Consider the following 16,501-nt stretch of genomic DNA (forward strand, 5'->3'; position numbering starts at 1 on the left):
TATATGTCATTTCAGTACAACCCGAGTATGGAGCTTAACGGGGAAGCTTAGCCTTTCACAGCGCCCAGCATGACTCCTTTGGCAAAATGCTTCTGCAGGAACGGATACACCAGGAGAATCGGCAGCGTAGCCAGCAAAATGGCGGCCATCTGAATCGTCTCCGGCGGCGGCGGGTTCTCCGAGAAGGAATTGTCCCCCGCCAAGGTAGCCGTAGCTTCGCCTACCACGACGATTTGCCTTAGAATGACTTGAATCGTCCATTTTTCCGGGGCATTGATGTAAAGAATCGGCGCAAAATAGTTGTTCCAATGCGTAACGGCATAGAAGAGGCCGAAGGCAGCCAGCGACGGCTTGGAAAGCGGAAGAATGATGCGCGTGAAGATCTGCAAATCATTCGCTCCGTCCATATGCGCCGCATCGTACAGATCGCCCGGAATGCTCAAGAAAAACTGCCGCATGACAATCAGGTTAAACGGCGTGATAGCAACCGGTAAAATGAGCGCCCAGATCGAGTCGAGCAGGCCCGTCGCCTTCACAACCAGGTAGGAAGGAATCATCCCTGCGGAAAACAGGAGAGTGAACACCACCATAAACATCACGGTCCGCTGCCCGATGATTTGCCTAGAGAGCGCATAAGCCATCGTTCCCGTAAAAATCAGGTTCACCAGCGTACCGATAACCGTCACCAGGATCGTGATCATCATCGAGTTGCGGAACGCTCTGGATTCAAGGATGTATTCATACGCATCCGTCGTCCAGTTCGAAGGCCACAGCAGCAGTCTGCTGGCCAGGAAGTCCTCCAGCGATGAGAAGGACACCGAGAATAAGTACAGAAACGGAAACAGCATAACGGCTGCAATCAATAAAAGCACGGAAACGTTAACCCAGTCGAACAGGCGGTCGAAGGCTGATGTTCTGTTTTTCATTAATAAACACCCTCCTCACCGAAACGCTTCGCCAGCTTGTTGGCCGCCATAACCAGCACTAGGCCGACCACACCTTTAAACACGCCGACCGCTGTTGAGAAGCTGTAGTCGGACTGTTGAATCCCTTTGTAGTACACGTAGGTGTCGAGCGTGTTGCCGATGTCCATATTGAACGGATTCAGCTGCAGGAACACCTGCTCGAATCCGACCTCCATCACGTCCCCGAGCCGGATGATCAGCAAAATGACAATCGTGCTGCGAATAGCCGGAAGCGTAATGTGCCAGATTTGGCGCATACGGCTGGCACCGTCCATGACCGCGGCCTCGTATAACGCCGGGTTGACGCCGGCCAAAGCCGCCAGGAAGATGATCGTGCCCCAGCCCACCTCTTTCCATATGACCTCCGCCACAATAAAGGTTCGGAAGTAGTCGGGGTTCGTCAGAAAAGGGATGGTTTGCTCCAAGCCGAACATCTCCACAAGGAAGTCGTTCACAAGTCCGTCATTACGGAAGAAGATCGTAACGATTCCGACCACAACGACCCAAGAGAGAAAGTGCGGTAAATAAACGATGGACTGAATGACGCGTTTGAACGCACTTCGGGACACTTCATTCAGCATCAGTGCGAGCAGGATCGGCGCCGGGAAGGCGAACACGATCTGCAGCAGGGAAATGATCAGGGTATTCCAGATAACCCGGACGACCTCCGCATTTTCAAAAATCCGGGCGAAATTTTTCATCCCGACCCAAGGGCTGTCGGCAATGCCCATGAACGGACTGTAATCCTTAAAGGCAATGACGATGCCGAGCATCGGCACATACCGGTAGACCAGAAAGAACAGCAGCCCCGGCATCAGCAGTAAATAAATATAACGATCCTTCCAGAGCCTGGCTCTTAAGCGGGCTCCCTTGCTTTTGCGCTGAAGGACGGAGCTTACGTTGTCAGCAGCTTGCTTCGTCACCGTATTCAATCATTCACCCCTTCTACTCTATGGAGCCTGTGCTCTCCAGGAGACAAGGTCCTTGTTCGGCTTGATTCGCCATGTATTGTCCAAGTGAGCGCCGCCGCCTCTCGCCCGTAATGGTGGACGGCCAGCTCACCGGAGGATACGTCGTACGTGATGTTCATCGGGATCTCCGCTTGCAGTGTCAGCCTGCCTTCGATGTGCAGATGCTGCGCTTCCCATGCGGCCAGCTTCGAGCTGTTCCGATGCATCCACAGTGCCTTACCCTGGAATCGCTTCCCATCAAAGCTTACTGTGATCCGTTCATCGGCACTTAGGATCAGTGCATCGTTACCCTCTCCGATTGCCAGGGTTACGCCGAACGCTCCTTCCGCCAGCTCCTTGCCCTCAGCTTTGATATCCGTGCTGTTGGCCGAAGATGGCGCCAGCAGCGTCACGAACTGCTTGCGCGTGCTCTTCGATGCTTGCTCCCGGACAGCTGCGTACGGCCCGTATGTTTCCGCTCCCGGATATTCCGTAATGTCCATCTGTGCATCCGGCGGGAAGAGCACTTGCAGCTTCACGGCCTCTTTCTCCCCATGGATCGTCACCGTATTCGTCGGGACCTTATCCCTTACGCTCAGGACCTTATCCTGCTGGCAGAACCGGTTCACCGACGCCGTGTGGAACAGAAGCTGCGGGCTGTCGTCCACGGTATTCGTCTCCACTTCATCCCACACGAGGAAGCAGCTTTTGTTGATATGCAGGATGCTCCTGCGGTAAGCCTTCAGCGCTCCCTCATAGCTGGCTGATGCGTCTCCCTGCACCGCTTCGAAGTACGAAGTCATCCAAGCCTTTGCTATAAAACCGCCTCCCCGAGCGGACTGTCCCTGTCCGTTGATCAGCAAGCTGTTATGTCCGACGGTGCCTACCGTATAATCGGCCCTTGGCCCCGGAACATAATCCTGATACCCCGGATTCGTCAGCAGCCATTCCCCGGCTACATTCAGCATCAGATTGTTTTGATCCTTATGCGTATGATCTCTGGCGGAACCGCTGGAGGTGAACGCCAGCAGGTGGTCCCTGGCGCCCCACCCCGTGCGGAGCGCTGCCCAGCCGATCGCACCGAAAACCTGGGACGGCTGCTCCTTGTAAAACACATCGGGTCCGACGGCAGACGGAATCCCGCGCAGGTTCATCAACAGGGAAGTCTTATCCGCTTCGAATTGCTCCACATACCACATCGCTACGGGATGGGCATGGTGGGATGCCAGCATCGTCATCATGTAGGAGACATCCAGCTTCAGGAACGAATCCGCAAGGTTAGGGAACGTGTTGGTATTCCCTGCCGAAAGGAACCGGAAGAAGCGTTCCGGAAGCTCCACCTTTAAATAAGGATGATTGCAGAGAGTAGCATCACCGGTAGCCCGGCGGTATAAGTCTGCCGCCATCCAGACGTGCCTTGCGGCAACGTTGTCGTACAGCAGGCCCTCCGTCTCGCTCGATACCAGCTTCCGATCGAGGTAAGACAAAATATAGTCGTACGCCTGCTGCAAATATTTGTCCGCGTAGGCAGAATCACCATGCAGCGCTGCCGCTCCATACATCATGGCCACTTGCTTGGCCGCGACGATATTGTGCATATCCCGGTTGCCGAGGTCAATCGCGAGCGGCTGCAGCCCTCGGTAAAGCAGCGCCTTTGCCGCAATCTCTCGCTCTTCGGCTGTAAGGTAACTGTAAACCGCATCGTAGGCGCTAGCCGCACCGATCACCAGATGCGCATTGCTCAAATTGCCTTCGGCACCGCGATGGTCGAACTCATACCATTTGCTGAATTCCGCGAGAGCCAGCAGATACATTTTCGCTTTGTCCGCATAAACGGTCTCCCCCGTCACCATATAAGCGGTAGACAGAACGGTCAGCCGCTCCTCCACGGCCCGTGAGAACATCGTCCAGAACGGATAATCGACGTAGCCCGCCGGGTTAGGAATGGTCATTGGCTCCGTGAGCGGCAGCTCCACAAGCATGGTCATCGTGACCGATGGATACTTTACCTCAAAACGCTCTTCCTGTACGTAGTTATCCGCTGTATCCAGCATACTTTTCCAAAGCTGAGGAAAACGGATTGCAGGCCGATCGGTTGCTAGGAAATTCTCGCCTATAGGGGATGTATCTTGTATGCGCTTTCGAAATTCCTGCAGCTCCCTATCGGTAAAGAGAATGCGCGGTCTATTGAAAAGGTGTATACTGGAATTTAGTTGACGGTCAATTACCTGAACGGTCCAGCTTCTGCCTTCGTCGTCCGGTTCCGTGCGAGGCCTGACGCGAATCGTAGCGCTCCCGGGAGCCATTGCCCGCAGTCGAAGTCCGCTTGCCTCCACTACGCCTGGCGCATCACAGCTGACGATCCAAGCCTCTGTATCCACACAGCCGGTCACCCCTGACGTGTCTGCTGTTCGCAAAGCAAGAAGGGAATCCTCGCCGACCTCCAGCAGAGACGGCCTGGATATATGCAAATCACCCACAGCTGCTTCAGCCCCCTCCATTTCGTATACTTGTATATTACCTGTATACATTGTTTTTTGTCAATGCATAAATCACGTAAAAATGCCCGGAGCGCATCACGGCGATCCGGGCTGTTTTGTTTAGCTTACGATTGAAATTTCACGATAATCTGGACGATCTCGGAACGCGTGCCCATCCGAATCGGCGTTCCCCAGAAGCCATAGCCTGAGGATACGATAGTGTGGAGAGATCCCTTCTGCAGGTATCCCCAATCGTTCTCATACATTCGGCTCGTAAAAAGGAAGCCCGGGGCGATCTGTCCGCGATGCGTATGTCCCGCTACCAATAGATCGATGCCATTCTGCTGCGCAATGTCAAAATCATACGGCTGGTGGTCAAGCAGGATGACCGGCTTGGACGGATCCGCCTGCTTCGCGAGCTGCGGCAGCTCCAGCCTTCCCCGATCCCGGCGGTCCTTCCTGCCGATCAGCGTGAACCGGTCATCCACGACTACCGCTTCATCGTACAGCACCTCCATGCCGGTGCTCTCCAGCGCCTCCAGCAGCCTACCGTGCATCCGGTCGTGATTGCCCAAGGAGGCATAGACCGGCGCTTCGATTTGCTGAAGAAGTTGCGGGATGTTTTTGCCTAAGAACGGTTCGATGTCATCATCCATGATATCACCGGGAAAGAGCACCAGATCCGGCTTCAGCGCATTGATGTTCTCTACCAGTCTCTTGGCATGATTGCTGCCGGACAGGATCCCGAAGTGCATATCCGACGCCATAGCGATCCGCAGTTCCTGCTTCCCTTCCACCTTCTTGGGGATCGTGATCTCGTAGCTTCTTACGACAGGTATGTACGCGTTGAACAAACCCAAGGCCAAGAGAATGGCTGTGGCGCCTATCGCTCCCCAGCCCGTCCACTTCACGGCCTGAGCACGCGGGACCCGCGTAATTCGGCTCAGGAATACCGTAAGATTGGCAAGGGGAAGCACTATGAGAGAGAAATAAAACAAAGCAAGCCAATACGCACCGATCAAGGTAATGATTACATTGCCATCCAGCCATCGACCGATAAAAAAGGAATACGCCAGCAGCATGAGTACGAGGATGTAAACATACCGGATACTCCTGCGGCCGCTCCACAGGGTGCGCAGCCAAACCCAGCCGTTCCAGCCGATGTATAGTAAAATCAAATGATAAATAATAAATAGAATGGCGCCTGTTACAGCAAACATGATGGAGAAGCTCCTTCTTTTGGAACTTTTATCCCGAAGCTGCCGTCTTACTGTTAGAAATTCTGAGCTGGAGGAGCTGCTTCGTCATGAAAACAAATCGCAGCCTGACGGGCGTATGGATTCCGTTCACCGGTGTCATCTCGTTTCTTCTCTTGATCTTCCTGCTGGACCCGATCCGGGTGATCGGCTGGGTAGCGAACCCCATTCACAAGCGGTATGCCGAACAGTATATGAATGCTCTGGCCCGGCAGGATTACGGCCAAGCGGCCGAGGCGTTGGATAAGAGACTGCACAATGAGAACGACTGGACTGAGCGGATGAACCGGTCGGGCATTACGCTCATAAGGTATGAAGGCTTGCGCGTCCCCTTCGACAGAGAACGAATGGACGGCAGAGCTTGGGTCACCCTGTTGACCGACGGCCAAGAGGCTTCTCATACGCTGATTCTAAACCTTAGCGTCCGAGGGGTCGTTCAAGCCTGCATCCTTTCTGCCGAGGATAGTTCCGTCGCGAAGGCGTGGAACGCGATCCATTGTCCGTCTATAAAGTAACTATACTTCGCCCCAGAACACTTCCGTATCATACAGAAATTCCACTAACCCCTCCTGCCGGTTCTGCTCAAATATCCGCTTTAGCTCGGCCATCATCGGCTCGTAGCTAGGGTGACCCGGCGTAGGGATGTAGGAGGAGGATACGAGACGACCCTGCAGCCCCTCGTAGTCAAAATACTGACGGTAATCAAAGCGGCCCAAGGTAAGCTCGTCCGCTTGGAAGAAGGGCTTCAGCGTATCCGTTGTGATGACCTTATGTCCGACATTATCGTAATCAATACCGTAGGTGCGCACCAGCCTGTCATAGGCCTCCATGAAGGGCGTCCCCCCTACACGGCGGGAGTTCCAGATCAACGCCACCTTGCCGCCGGGCTTCAGAATACGGCGAAACTCGACCTGTGCCGCAGCCCGGTCAAACCAATGAAACGATTGCGCGCAAACAATAAAATCTACTGATTGGTCCGGCAAGCCCGTCTCTTCGGCTGCGGCTGCAACGCTGCGATACCGGCTCTCCGATGCCAGTGCGGCCTCGGCAGCCTCTCTCATCTCTCGATTGGGCTCGATGGCGAGCACCGTGCTCCCTCGCTCCAGCAGCAGTCTGGAGAATATGCCTGTGCCTGAGCCAATATCGGCAATGGTCGAGCCGGGCTGAAAGCCAACGACCTTGTACAAATAGTCGAGCGCCTCCTTCGGATAGCTGGGGCGATGCTTCACATAAGCCTCCACCCGGTTCGAAAACCGTTCTTTATTGTTCATGATCCGAATCCTCCTGTCGGCATGTCATTTCTTTACCAGCCACTCATTCACGGCATAGGCAATGCCATCCTCGTGAAGCGACCGGGTCACCCGCTTGGCAACATGCTTCAGCCTGTCGTCCGCATTGCCCATGGCAATGCCTGTGCCCACCGCCTGCAGCAGCTCGTAATCATTGCCTCCGTCTCCGAAAGCAGCAGCTTCCTCCGGGGCAATGCCTAAATGATCCAGCAGCAGGCTCAGACCGATCGCCTTGTGCCTTCCGTTCGGATTGATATCGAGCGCCCAAGGCCGCCAGCGGTGAAGATAATAGCCCGCACGCTCGTCCCCCTTGCCCGTATAAACATACTCGTCTTCCTCTGTGCAGAATACGATCACTTGGAACATATCGGGAATGTCCCCTGCCGTATCCAGCGGGATCGGCTCCATAAAGCCGATCTCCTGCTGGGCTTGGCGGAAGAGCGAATCATCGGCTCCGTTGCAATACATCAGGTCCGCGCCGTAAAGCAGCAGATAGTGGTTGCTGCGCTCCGCCTCCGCCAGCCAGCGGCGAATCGTCTCCTGCGGGAATGGATTGCCCACGACGGTTTGCCCCCGATACCCGATATGGCTTCCGTTGCAGGTAACGGCCCAATCGATGCCGAGCTCCTGTCGAAGCGACGCCATCTCAAATTCCGGCCGACCGGTACACAAGGCTAGCTGAACTCCGTGCTCCTTCAGCTTCTTCAAGGCTTCCCTAGTGGAATCAGGCAGGTAATCCCGGTCCCGAAGGGTACCATCTACATCAAAGGCTGCTAATTTGATCATCGTCTCCCCGTCCATTTCTTTGTTTTCTATTAACTATAACAGAGAAGGACGAGGGCTCACAATCACGGCCCGGTTGACTGCCGCTTCATTTCCACTTCTTCTTCAATTCCTCCGACTCCTTGAGGGTCTTCTGCAGCTCCTTGGCCATCTTTTCCAGATCGCCGTACATTTTCTTCATCCCCTTGTCTTCCAGGAGAATTTTCATGGCTTGTTTAAACATAGGGTTCATCGGCTCGGTTCACCTGCCTTCGGCTTCCGTTTCCTGCATTGTATGAGCGGCAGAGGGAGCCCGCGACATAGAAAAAGCGCCCATCCGCAGAGGAGGAGCGCAATAGTCCACTATTTCTTCGCTACATGCTTCCGAATATCAAACGCAACAGCTGCTACAATGATTAAGCCCTTGACGATCAGCTGCCAGTACGGACTTACGCCGATGAACGTCAGCCCGTAATTAAGAACGCCGAAGATGAGGACGCCCGCAAGCACGCCCGGAACGGTTCCGATGCCGCCCGCCGTCGAAACGCCGCCCACTACACAGGCAGCAATAGCGTCAAGCTCGTACATGTTGCCGTAATTGTTCGTGGCACCGCCGGTACGGGCTGCTTCTAGCACACCTCCGAGGCCGTACAAGCCGCCCGCAATGGCATAAATGTAAATCAGATTCCGGGTGACGTTAATTCCCGATACGGTCGCTGCATGAACATTGCCTCCAATGGCGTACATATGTTTGCCCAGCCTCGTTTTGTTGAAAATCACCCATACCATAGCCGCCACAAGGATCGCTATAATGACGATGTAAGGAATCGAATAAGGCCCGTTGGGCCCGATAAAGCCGGTTCCCAAACTGGTGAATTCCTCCCGAAGACCGGCAATCGGCTGGGATTCGTTCGGCTTCATATCAAAATAGATGGAGTTCGCACCATACACAATAACCATGGTACCTAGCGTTGCGATGAACGGAGGCACGTGAAGCCTCGCTACAATCCAGCCGTTAACCAGACCGACCAGCAGCCCGGCCGCCACACCGGCGAGAATCGGAAGCCAGATCGGCAAATCCGGAAGGTCCGGGAAAAAGCGTCTCGGATAATCCGCCATCTGCAGCATGGAAGCCGACAGTACGGCGGTTAAGCCCACCACGCGGCCCGCCGAAAGATCGGAGCCCCCGGTTATGAGCACGAAGGCGGCGCCTAGCGCAATGATGGCGCGCGTGGAATTTTGCAATAAGATATCCCGAAATATATCAACCGATAAAAACCGCGGGTCCTTCACCGCGATAGCCAGGACCAATACGGCCAGTACAATATAAATGGCGTATTGGGAAAAAATGCGGCCTACAGCCTTGGTGTTCATAGCCTTACTGCCTCCCCCTGTTTTAGACCCTGTGACCCGTCGCCAGCCGCATGATGTCCTCTTCCGTAGCCGTCCTGCCGTCTACAATTCCCGTCATCCGTCCCTCGCACATGACCATGATGCGATCGGACATCCCCAGCAGCTCCGGCATTTCCGAGGAGATCATGATGATGCTTTTACCCTGCTTCGCCAGCTCCGTAATCATTGAATAAATCTCGAACTTCGCTCCCACATCAATACCCCTCGTCGGTTCATCCAGCATCAGAATGTCCGGTTCCGTCAGAAGCCATCGGGCCAGCAGCACCTTCTGCTGATTGCCGCCCGACAGGTTCTTAATGAGCGCCTCCACCGAGGGCGTCTTGACTCGCAGCTTCTCGGAGCTAGCCCTGGACTCCGCCCGGGCCTTCCGCTCGTTCAGCAAGCCCAGCGGTGACATGAAACGCTCCAAATTCGCAATGATGGTATTCTCATGCACGGAAAGCACGGGAAAAATCCCCGTCACGCGCCGCTCCTCGGTAAGGAGTGCGATCTTGTGCTTCTTCGCATCAATAGGCGATTCGATCTTTACCTTGCCGCCGTTCAGCGAAATGGAGCCGGAGGCCACCGCCCGAAGTCCGAACAACGCTTCCACCAGCTCGGTTCGCTGGGATCCGACCAAGCCGCCGATGCCGAGAATCTCCCCTCGGCGAAGCTCGAAGCTTACGTCCTGGAACGATCTCGGAGACGGGGAAGTCAGTTGCTCCACCTTAAGAATCGGAGCGCCAGGGACATTCGTTCGCTCGGGAAACCGTTCGCTGAGGTCCCGGCCGACCATCTTGGTAATGATCGTATCCGTCGTCATTTCCTCAGCGGGCCAAGTCCCCACCAGCTTTCCGTCCCGCATGATCGTCACATCATCGGAGATGCGAAGAATTTCCTCCATTTTGTGCGAGATATAAATGATCCCGACACCGCGGCTTTTCAGCTCGGCGATAATGCGAAACAGCTGCTCCACTTCATTGCCTGTCAGCGAGGAGGTGGGCTCATCCATCACGATGATTTTGGAGCGGAACGATACCGCTTTGGCAATCTCCAGCGATTGCACCTTGGACACCGACATGATCCCGACAATGGCCAGGGGATCGATGTCCATATCCAGATCGCGCAGCAGCAGCTCGGTTTCTTTATACATCCTCTTATGATCGATTAGCTTCAGCGGTCCGAAACCTTTTTCCGGAAACCGGCCGAGCCAAATATTTTCCATGACATTCCGGTGCGGGACCGGGTGCAGCTCTTGGTGGATCATGGATATGCCGTTCGCCAAGGCTGCCTTCGAATTCACGATGTCTACAGGGACGCCGTTCAATCGAATTTCACCGGAGTCCGGCCGGTAAATACCGAAAAGACATTTCATCAGCGTCGATTTTCCGGCGCCATTCTCGCCCATGAGCGCGTGAACCGTGCCCGGGCGAACCTTGATCGATACGTTATCCAGCGCCTTCACGCCGGGAAACTCCTTGGAAATGCCTAGCATTTCGAGTACATATTCCGTTTGAGCCGGTGCCATCAGGTAAGCCTCCCCCTCTGTTCCTAAGAAGCAAGGAGGGGAGCCGCGCTTCCTGCTTGCGCTGCCCCGCCTGCACCTTGCCTTGCCTATGCTGTCGTCCGTTTACTTTGCGTCGTTCATGTTATCCTTTGTAATCTTCTTGTACGGCACCCATACATACTTGCCGTCCGTAATCTCATAGCCGCCAATTGAGTCCTTGGTTGGTGTCTGGCCGTTAGCCAAAGCGTTCGCCAGATTCAGCGTAGCCTTGCCTTGGTTCTTCGCATCGTTCAGCACCGTTCCGAGAAGTGTGCCTTCCTCCAGCGCCTTCAGTGCCGGAGCCGTTGCATCCACACCGACAACAGGGACATACTTGTTATCCTTGAAATAGCCCTTCGCCTTCAGAGCCTCGATCGCTCCCAGCGCCATATCGTCATTATTGGCGAAAACCGCTTCAATCTTGTCGCCGTGTGCCGCGAGGAAGGCAGCCATTTTCTCCTGGCCCTTAACCCGATCCCACATCGCCGTATCTTCCGCCAGCTTCTCTACCTTGATGCCCGCGTCCTCGAGTGCCTTGACGGAGAACTTCGTGCGAAGCTCCGCATCCTGATGTCCCGGTTCGCCCTTCAGCATGACATACTGCAGAGTGCCGTCCTTGTTTTTGTCGGCAGCCGGGTTCTTTTTGAAGTAATCCGCCACCAGCTCGCCGGACATGGTGCCGGACTGCTCCGCCTTCGCGCCCACGTAATACACCTTATCCCACTTCTTCATATCCTCGGCCAGCGGCTCGCGGTTGAAGAAGACGACAGGGATGTTCGCTTTCTTCGCTTTATCGATAATGACGCCTGCCGCCGTACGATCAACCGGGTTGATTGCAAGCGCATTCATTTTCTTCGTAATAAACAGATCCACCTTATCGTTCTGCGTCGGCTGGGAATTTTGGCTGTCTACGATATCCGCCTTTACTTTGCCTTCCGCTGCCGCAGAGATGGCATTTCGGACACCGGTCATGAACGTATCGTCGAACTTGTAGATCGCTACGCCGATGTTCTTCTGTTCCGCGCCGGAGCCTGAGCCGCCTGACGCTCCGTTTGACGTCGACGCCGGAGTGCTTGCGTTACCGCAGCCGACCATCGCCGCCATGGCCGATGCCAGGAGAATACCTGCGATTTGCCGTTTCATTGCGCTCTTCTTTTTCATCTGATAAAGACCTCCAATAAGTTTATTTGGCATGTAGTTGTCTTGTCTCGTTTGCTTACAATCTCATTATCTTCGAAATCCGAAGCCCCTCACAGGCAAAATCCTCATCTGTTCTATCGAAATCCTCATGTGTTGCAGCTGCTGTCTTTTCCATGAAAAAAAGCGCTGCTCTTCAGGAATGCTCTTACCTAACGCATTCTTAAAGAAAAGCAGCGCTTCTTCCGCTCGCTTTTATTGAACAAACGGGAACAGCAGCTTCTGGTTCTCCAGCCAGAACATGTTCTCCCGGTCGATTACCTTCGTTCCGGTATCCGTACGCGCGGGGACCTTCCGCCCCTCTAACACATCAACGGCATGCTTAACGCCAAGGTATCCCATGCTGAACGGGTTCTGCACAATGGTCGCTTGAATCACGCCTTCCTGCAGCAGCTCTACCTCCTCCGGCGTACTGTCGAACGTAACGAGCTTGACCTTGCCTCCGAGTCCCAGCCGCTCCATCTCCTGGGCCACACCGAGGGAGGACACCGCATTGAGTGCGACGATTCCTTGCAGCTTGGGGAAACGTTCCACCCAGCTTCTCGTTACCTCCGCGCAGGACGTGCCCACAGAGTAGCAGTGGTCCACTGCGACCACCTCGATGTTCGGCCGCCGCTCCAGCACCTCCAGCACGCCCTGCCGGCGCTGCTCCCCGTTGCGCGGTCCTGCGCCGAAGCTCATCACGGCAACCTGGCCGCGTTGTCCGATCAGCTCCGCCAGCCGCATCGCCGCTTGCCGCCCGGCCTCGACATTGTCGATGCCAATGAAGCTTTTCACCTTAGGTGAATCGACCTCCGCATCAATGTTGATCACGGGAAGGCCTCGGCTGACGGCACGATCTACTGCGGGAGCGACGCCTTTGTAATCGTTGGCGGCGACGATCAGCACGTCCGTTTTCCCGCTTGCCGCCACTTGATCGATCAGCGCTGCCTGCCCTTGAACATCCTCCTCGCTGGCTGGGCTCACCACCTCCAGGGTAACGGCCATCTCCTTCGCCGCCGCCTCCGCACCCAGCCTCACGGTCTTCCAATAGTCGATCTGCTGCATGCGGGCTACGAGCGTAACCCGAGGTCTTTCCCCGAGCGGATCCTTCCCGCTCCCCCCGAGACCTGGGCCGCAGGCGGAAACCAAGGTCAGCAGCAGCACTGCCATCCATAGCTGGATCAGACGAGCCGTCATTCCTTTCGTCCCCCCTCACGCAGAAGCGGCAGCCATAAGGTAACGGTCGTACCTTCTTCCGGCTCGCTTTCCATCACCAGGCCGTAAGGCTCGCCATAGCGCAGTCGAATCCGTTCATGTACATTCTTCACGCCTACTCCGGAGCCGTCGCCGCGGGTAGTCGAATCGTTAGTCTTCCCGTTCGCAGGGCTTCCGTCCAAGCCATACAGCTCCTGCCGGATTTCCCTTAAGCGTTCTTCGCGGATCCCGAGTCCGTTATCCCGAACCTGGAAGCGAAGCTTCCCGTCACAGACATCGGCGCGGACTTCAATGCGCCCGGGGTCCGGCATCAGCTCGACGCCATGATAGATCGCGTTCTCTACCAGCGGCTGAAGGAGCAGCTTCATCGTGAGAAGCCCCGTCACCTGCTCGTCAGCGGTAATTTGAAATTCGAACTGATTTTTGTACCGCACCTTTTGAATGATCAAATAGTTCCGCACATGATCGAGCTCGTCGGCAACGGGGATGATATTTTGCCCGCGGCTCAAGCTGATTCGGAAAAATTTGGACAACGAGGTGATCATCGTAACGACATCCTCCCCTTTGCCGCTGCCCGCCATGCGCACAACCGTATTCAAAGTATTATAAAGAAAATGGGGATTGATCTGAGATTGGAGCACCTCGAGCTCGCTTCGCCGCTTGGCCTCCTGCTCTCTGATATTTTGCTCCACCAGCTCACCGATACGTCCTACCATGACGTTGAACTGCCGCGACAAGCGACCGACTTCATCCTCCCCGCCGACGGGCACATGGAGGTCGAAGTCTCCCTGCTCCACACGCCTCATGGATCGTTCCAGCCGCTTGATCGGCCTCGAAATGCGGGCGGACATGAAGGCCGAGATGAGGAGCACAAACACAATGACGACAACCAGCAGCCAAACCATAAAGCCGCTGATTTCCTTTCGCGCGGTCATGATTTCATCCATATAGGAGACGCCGACGATTTTCCAGCCGACGCCGGAAACCGTCTTGATCGTGACCAGCCGCCTCTCTCCCCCCTGCTCGTCGGTAAAGCTTCCGTAAGCATACCTCAGCACTTGCTCCACATTCTCGTATTTCAGCCCGATATAGATCAGCTGCTGCTGGGGATGGTAAATCATGTTGCCCGCACCTTCGTCGATAATGTAGACGTAGCCTTTGTTCCCTAAGCTTACTCTCCTGCACAGCTCGTCGATCGTACTAAAATTGATGTCGACCAGCAGCACGGCATTCTCCGTCCGCCCCGCACGCACCACGGGAACGACCTTCGTCATCGAGACGACCCACTTATACTGGCCCTTATACAAATTCTGAATATGGGGGAGGGAAAACGTCAAAGAATTCGGACGGTCCAGCGCCGCCTGGAACCAGCCTTGCTCCCGCAGGCGGAGCCCCTCGCGCATTCCTCCGCTTGGCAGGCTGAAGATCGGCTCTCCGTCCATCGTCAGCAGGGTCATCGAAACGAGATCCTTCCGGGTGCCCGCGATGGTCTCGAACGGCTCTAGCAAGGCCGGCTCTCCCCCCGAACCGATCCCGGTATCGCGAAGCCGCTGCTCAAGCGCCCCGAACACATCCGTCATTCCGCGAAGATAGAGCTCCAAGTTGTAATTGACCTGTTCCACAATCTGCTGGTTGCTAAGATGGGCATTCCGCTCCGCGGTCTCGGCGAATTTATCGTACAAAATGACGCTGACGACGATCATGACCCCTAAGGTAATGACCGTGAAGGAGAATGTGAGAATCAGCTGAATGCTCTTGACCTTCCATAGGTTATGCAGCGAAAATAGCCATCGCCGGAGCCTGTCTCTCATTCGCTCACCCCCCGTGGCCCTGCGTCATGCTCTCCCGGTACTCCTTGGGCGACATTCCGCAGCTTTTGCGGAACGCGTAGCTAAAGTAGTTCGGTTCGGCATATCCTACCTTCTCCGCAATTTCAAAGGCCTTCAGCTCCGTTGTGCGAAGCAACTCCTTCGCGGCTTCCATACGCATTTGAATCAAATAGCTGCCGAAGGTCATTTTCGTTTCCTTCTTAAATAAGGTGCTGAAGTACCCCGCGCTGATGTGCAGGTGCTGGCAAAGCTTATTGATCGTGATATCCGGGTCGTGATATTGGGCCTTCATGTAGGCAAGGGCCTGCTCGATCAGGCTTTTGTACGTATGCTGCCGATTGCTGGCGATCTGGCTCATCAACCGGCCGCACAGGCCAAGAATCCATTGCTTGGCCTCCTCCGTGTGTGTGAAACGCCCGATCTCCACAAACGGGTTGAAGTCGGCTCCGACAACCGGCTCTAGAGCCGCACCCGAATCCTTAGCAGCCCTGAGAATGGCAGTAACGATCTCGAACAAGTAAATCTGCAGATCCGTAATCGACACAGGCGTGTCGGCAATGCCCAGAAACATAGCGTCCATAATCTCACGCAGCTCCTGCGCCGTACCTACCTTGAGCGTTCGGATCAGAGACTGCTCCTTCAGCTCGTCGAACCGCAGCTTCTCCAGCACCCTCGTTTCCACGTCCTCAATATAGATCGAACGGTTATTGCCCAGCAGCAGCCGATAATCCAATGCCAGCACCGCATCCTTGTAGGAATATGCCACGTTCGTCAGCTCTGAAGCGGCAGTCCCTACCCCTATAGTCACCGTAAAACGAAGATACTTTTCGATGCTCTGGCGAACCTCCTCAAGCGCACTTAGCGTTCGTTTCAGCGCCTCCTCCTTATCCCCCTCATCGATCGTCAGAACCGCAAGCTGATCGCCCACCAAAGCGACGATCCCCAGACGATGCTTCTCAACAATCTCATCCGCGATGTTGCGAACGGCGAAGAGCTTCAGCTCCATATCCTTCGAAGAACGAAGAGATTGCTCCCCTCCCAGGACAACCCCGTCCTCTTGCAAGTGGTCAATGCTGATGACCGAAACGACGTAGCTGCGGCCGCTAAGCGCCAGACCATAGCTTGCGGATTTCCGTTCGATCTCTTTACCGGGCAGCCTCCTGGTAAGGAGCGAAGCCAGAAACACCTCCCGAAGCACGGGCAGACTTTCCCGGTAGTGCACCTGTAACGTTTGCACATTCTCCCTTTGAGCCGTTTCCTCGTCAATCTGAGACTTGATTCTGCCTAGTACCTGGACAAGCTCTTGCGCGGAGAAGGGCTTCAGCAAATACTCGTCGATATGCAGCTTCACCGCTTTACGGGCATACTCGAACTCGTCAAAGCCGGTCAAAATGATGATCTTCATCACCGGATACCGTTCCCGAATCCATTCCGACAGCACCATTCCGTCCATGAACGGCATTTTGATGTCCGTCACCACCACATCCGGTACGGAGCGCTCGATGAGCTCACAGGCCTCTTTCCCGTTCTCCGCCGTATCGATGATCTCGAAGCCGCAGGCCGCCCAGTCGATCTCCTGGACCAGCCCCTCCCGGACATCCTCCTCGTCCTCCACTAAGATCAGCTTATACATCGGCA

13 protein-coding genes are annotated in these 16,501 nt (G+C 55.2%); 1 reads left to right on the top strand and 12 read right to left on the bottom strand.

Translation table 11 applies throughout. The annotated features are described in order from the left end of the window. Positions 1-47: 47 nt before the first annotated feature. The 4 genes from QMO62_RS15555 to QMO62_RS15570 form a co-directional block, all read right to left on the bottom strand. Positions 48-926, bottom strand: a complete 879-nt coding sequence (locus tag QMO62_RS15555) for a carbohydrate ABC transporter permease (protein WP_284642295.1) — start codon at positions 924-926, stop codon at positions 48-50. After that, a complete protein-coding gene (locus QMO62_RS15560; protein WP_284644956.1) occupies positions 926-1,780 on the bottom strand; it encodes an ABC transporter permease in 855 nt (284 codons plus the stop codon). Before QMO62_RS15560 ends, QMO62_RS15555 begins: the two co-directional genes overlap by 1 nt. 113 nt (positions 1,781-1,893) lie before the next feature. Further along, positions 1,894-4,395 carry a heparinase II/III domain-containing protein gene (locus QMO62_RS15565; protein ID WP_284642297.1) on the bottom strand — a complete coding sequence of 834 codons (2,502 nt, stop codon included), beginning with the start codon at positions 4,393-4,395 and terminating at the stop codon, positions 1,894-1,896. Between the two features lie 125 nt (positions 4,396-4,520). Continuing rightward, on the bottom strand, positions 4,521-5,615 hold the full coding sequence (locus QMO62_RS15570; RefSeq protein ID WP_284642299.1) for a metallophosphoesterase: 1,095 nt from the start codon (positions 5,613-5,615) through the stop codon (positions 4,521-4,523). Between the two features lie 86 nt (positions 5,616-5,701). Between QMO62_RS15570 and QMO62_RS15575 the strand changes: the two genes are divergently transcribed. After that, a complete protein-coding gene (locus tag QMO62_RS15575; RefSeq protein WP_284642301.1) occupies positions 5,702-6,166 on the top strand; it encodes a hypothetical protein in 465 nt (154 codons plus the stop codon). On the opposite strand, the gene QMO62_RS15580 is transcribed toward QMO62_RS15575, so the two are convergent. The 8 genes from QMO62_RS15580 to QMO62_RS15615 form a co-directional block, all read right to left on the bottom strand. After that, complete coding sequence (locus QMO62_RS15580) at positions 6,167-6,922, bottom strand: class I SAM-dependent methyltransferase (protein ID WP_284642303.1); 756 nt, start codon at positions 6,920-6,922, stop codon at positions 6,167-6,169. A 24-nt stretch (positions 6,923-6,946) separates the two neighbouring features. Then, a complete protein-coding gene (locus QMO62_RS15585) occupies positions 6,947-7,726 on the bottom strand; it encodes a Cof-type HAD-IIB family hydrolase (protein WP_284642305.1) in 780 nt (259 codons plus the stop codon). 339 nt (positions 7,727-8,065) lie between these two features. After that, on the bottom strand, positions 8,066-9,076 hold the full coding sequence (gene mglC / locus QMO62_RS15590) for a galactose/methyl galactoside ABC transporter permease MglC (protein ID WP_284642307.1): 1,011 nt from the start codon (positions 9,074-9,076) through the stop codon (positions 8,066-8,068). Between the two features lie 22 nt (positions 9,077-9,098). After that, positions 9,099-10,622, bottom strand: a complete 1,524-nt coding sequence (locus tag QMO62_RS15595) for a sugar ABC transporter ATP-binding protein (RefSeq protein WP_284642309.1) — start codon at positions 10,620-10,622, stop codon at positions 9,099-9,101. A gap of 102 nt (positions 10,623-10,724) precedes the next feature. Continuing rightward, on the bottom strand, positions 10,725-11,783 hold the full coding sequence (locus QMO62_RS15600) for a galactose ABC transporter substrate-binding protein (RefSeq protein WP_284644957.1): 1,059 nt from the start codon (positions 11,781-11,783) through the stop codon (positions 10,725-10,727). Positions 11,784-12,032: 249 nt separating this feature from the next. Further along, complete coding sequence (locus tag QMO62_RS15605; protein ID WP_284642311.1) at positions 12,033-13,016, bottom strand: substrate-binding domain-containing protein; 984 nt, start codon at positions 13,014-13,016, stop codon at positions 12,033-12,035. Then, positions 13,013-14,845 carry a sensor histidine kinase family protein gene (locus QMO62_RS15610; protein WP_284642313.1) on the bottom strand — a complete coding sequence of 611 codons (1,833 nt, stop codon included), beginning with the start codon at positions 14,843-14,845 and terminating at the stop codon, positions 13,013-13,015. The genes QMO62_RS15605 and QMO62_RS15610 overlap by 4 nt, the downstream gene beginning before the upstream one ends. 4 nt (positions 14,846-14,849) lie before the next feature. Further along, on the bottom strand, positions 14,850-16,496 hold the full coding sequence (locus tag QMO62_RS15615) for a response regulator (RefSeq protein ID WP_284642315.1): 1,647 nt from the start codon (positions 16,494-16,496) through the stop codon (positions 14,850-14,852). Between the last annotated feature and the right edge of the window lie 5 nt (positions 16,497-16,501).

The organism is Paenibacillus silviterrae, from assembly GCF_030167925.1.
Classification (GTDB): Bacteria; Bacillota; Bacilli; order Paenibacillales; family NBRC-103111; genus Paenibacillus_G; species Paenibacillus_G silviterrae.

Excerpts from the sequence above, each read along its gene's own strand:
- QMO62_RS15555 (WP_284642295.1), bottom strand. The coding sequence starts at position 926 with ATGAAAAACAGAACATCAGCCTTCGACCGCCTGTTCGACTGGGTTAAC.
- QMO62_RS15560 (WP_284644956.1), bottom strand. The coding sequence starts at position 1,780 with ATGCCGGGGCTGCTGTTCTTTCTGGTCTACCGGTATGTGCCGATGCTC.
- QMO62_RS15570 (WP_284642299.1), bottom strand. The coding sequence starts at position 5,615 with ATGTTTGCTGTAACAGGCGCCATTCTATTTATTATTTATCATTTGATT.
- QMO62_RS15575 (WP_284642301.1), top strand. The coding sequence starts at position 5,702 with ATGAAAACAAATCGCAGCCTGACGGGCGTATGGATTCCGTTCACCGGT.
- QMO62_RS15580 (WP_284642303.1), bottom strand. The coding sequence starts at position 6,922 with ATGAACAATAAAGAACGGTTTTCGAACCGGGTGGAGGCTTATGTGAAG.
- QMO62_RS15585 (WP_284642305.1), bottom strand. The coding sequence starts at position 7,726 with ATGATCAAATTAGCAGCCTTTGATGTAGATGGTACCCTTCGGGACCGG.
- mglC (WP_284642307.1), bottom strand. The coding sequence starts at position 9,076 with ATGAACACCAAGGCTGTAGGCCGCATTTTTTCCCAATACGCCATTTAT.
- QMO62_RS15595 (WP_284642309.1), bottom strand. The coding sequence starts at position 10,622 with ATGGCACCGGCTCAAACGGAATATGTACTCGAAATGCTAGGCATTTCC.
- QMO62_RS15600 (WP_284644957.1), bottom strand. The coding sequence starts at position 11,783 with ATGAAACGGCAAATCGCAGGTATTCTCCTGGCATCGGCCATGGCGGCG.
- QMO62_RS15605 (WP_284642311.1), bottom strand. The coding sequence starts at position 13,016 with ATGACGGCTCGTCTGATCCAGCTATGGATGGCAGTGCTGCTGCTGACC.
- QMO62_RS15610 (WP_284642313.1), bottom strand. The coding sequence starts at position 14,845 with ATGAGAGACAGGCTCCGGCGATGGCTATTTTCGCTGCATAACCTATGG.
- QMO62_RS15615 (WP_284642315.1), bottom strand. The coding sequence starts at position 16,496 with ATGTATAAGCTGATCTTAGTGGAGGACGAGGAGGATGTCCGGGAGGGG.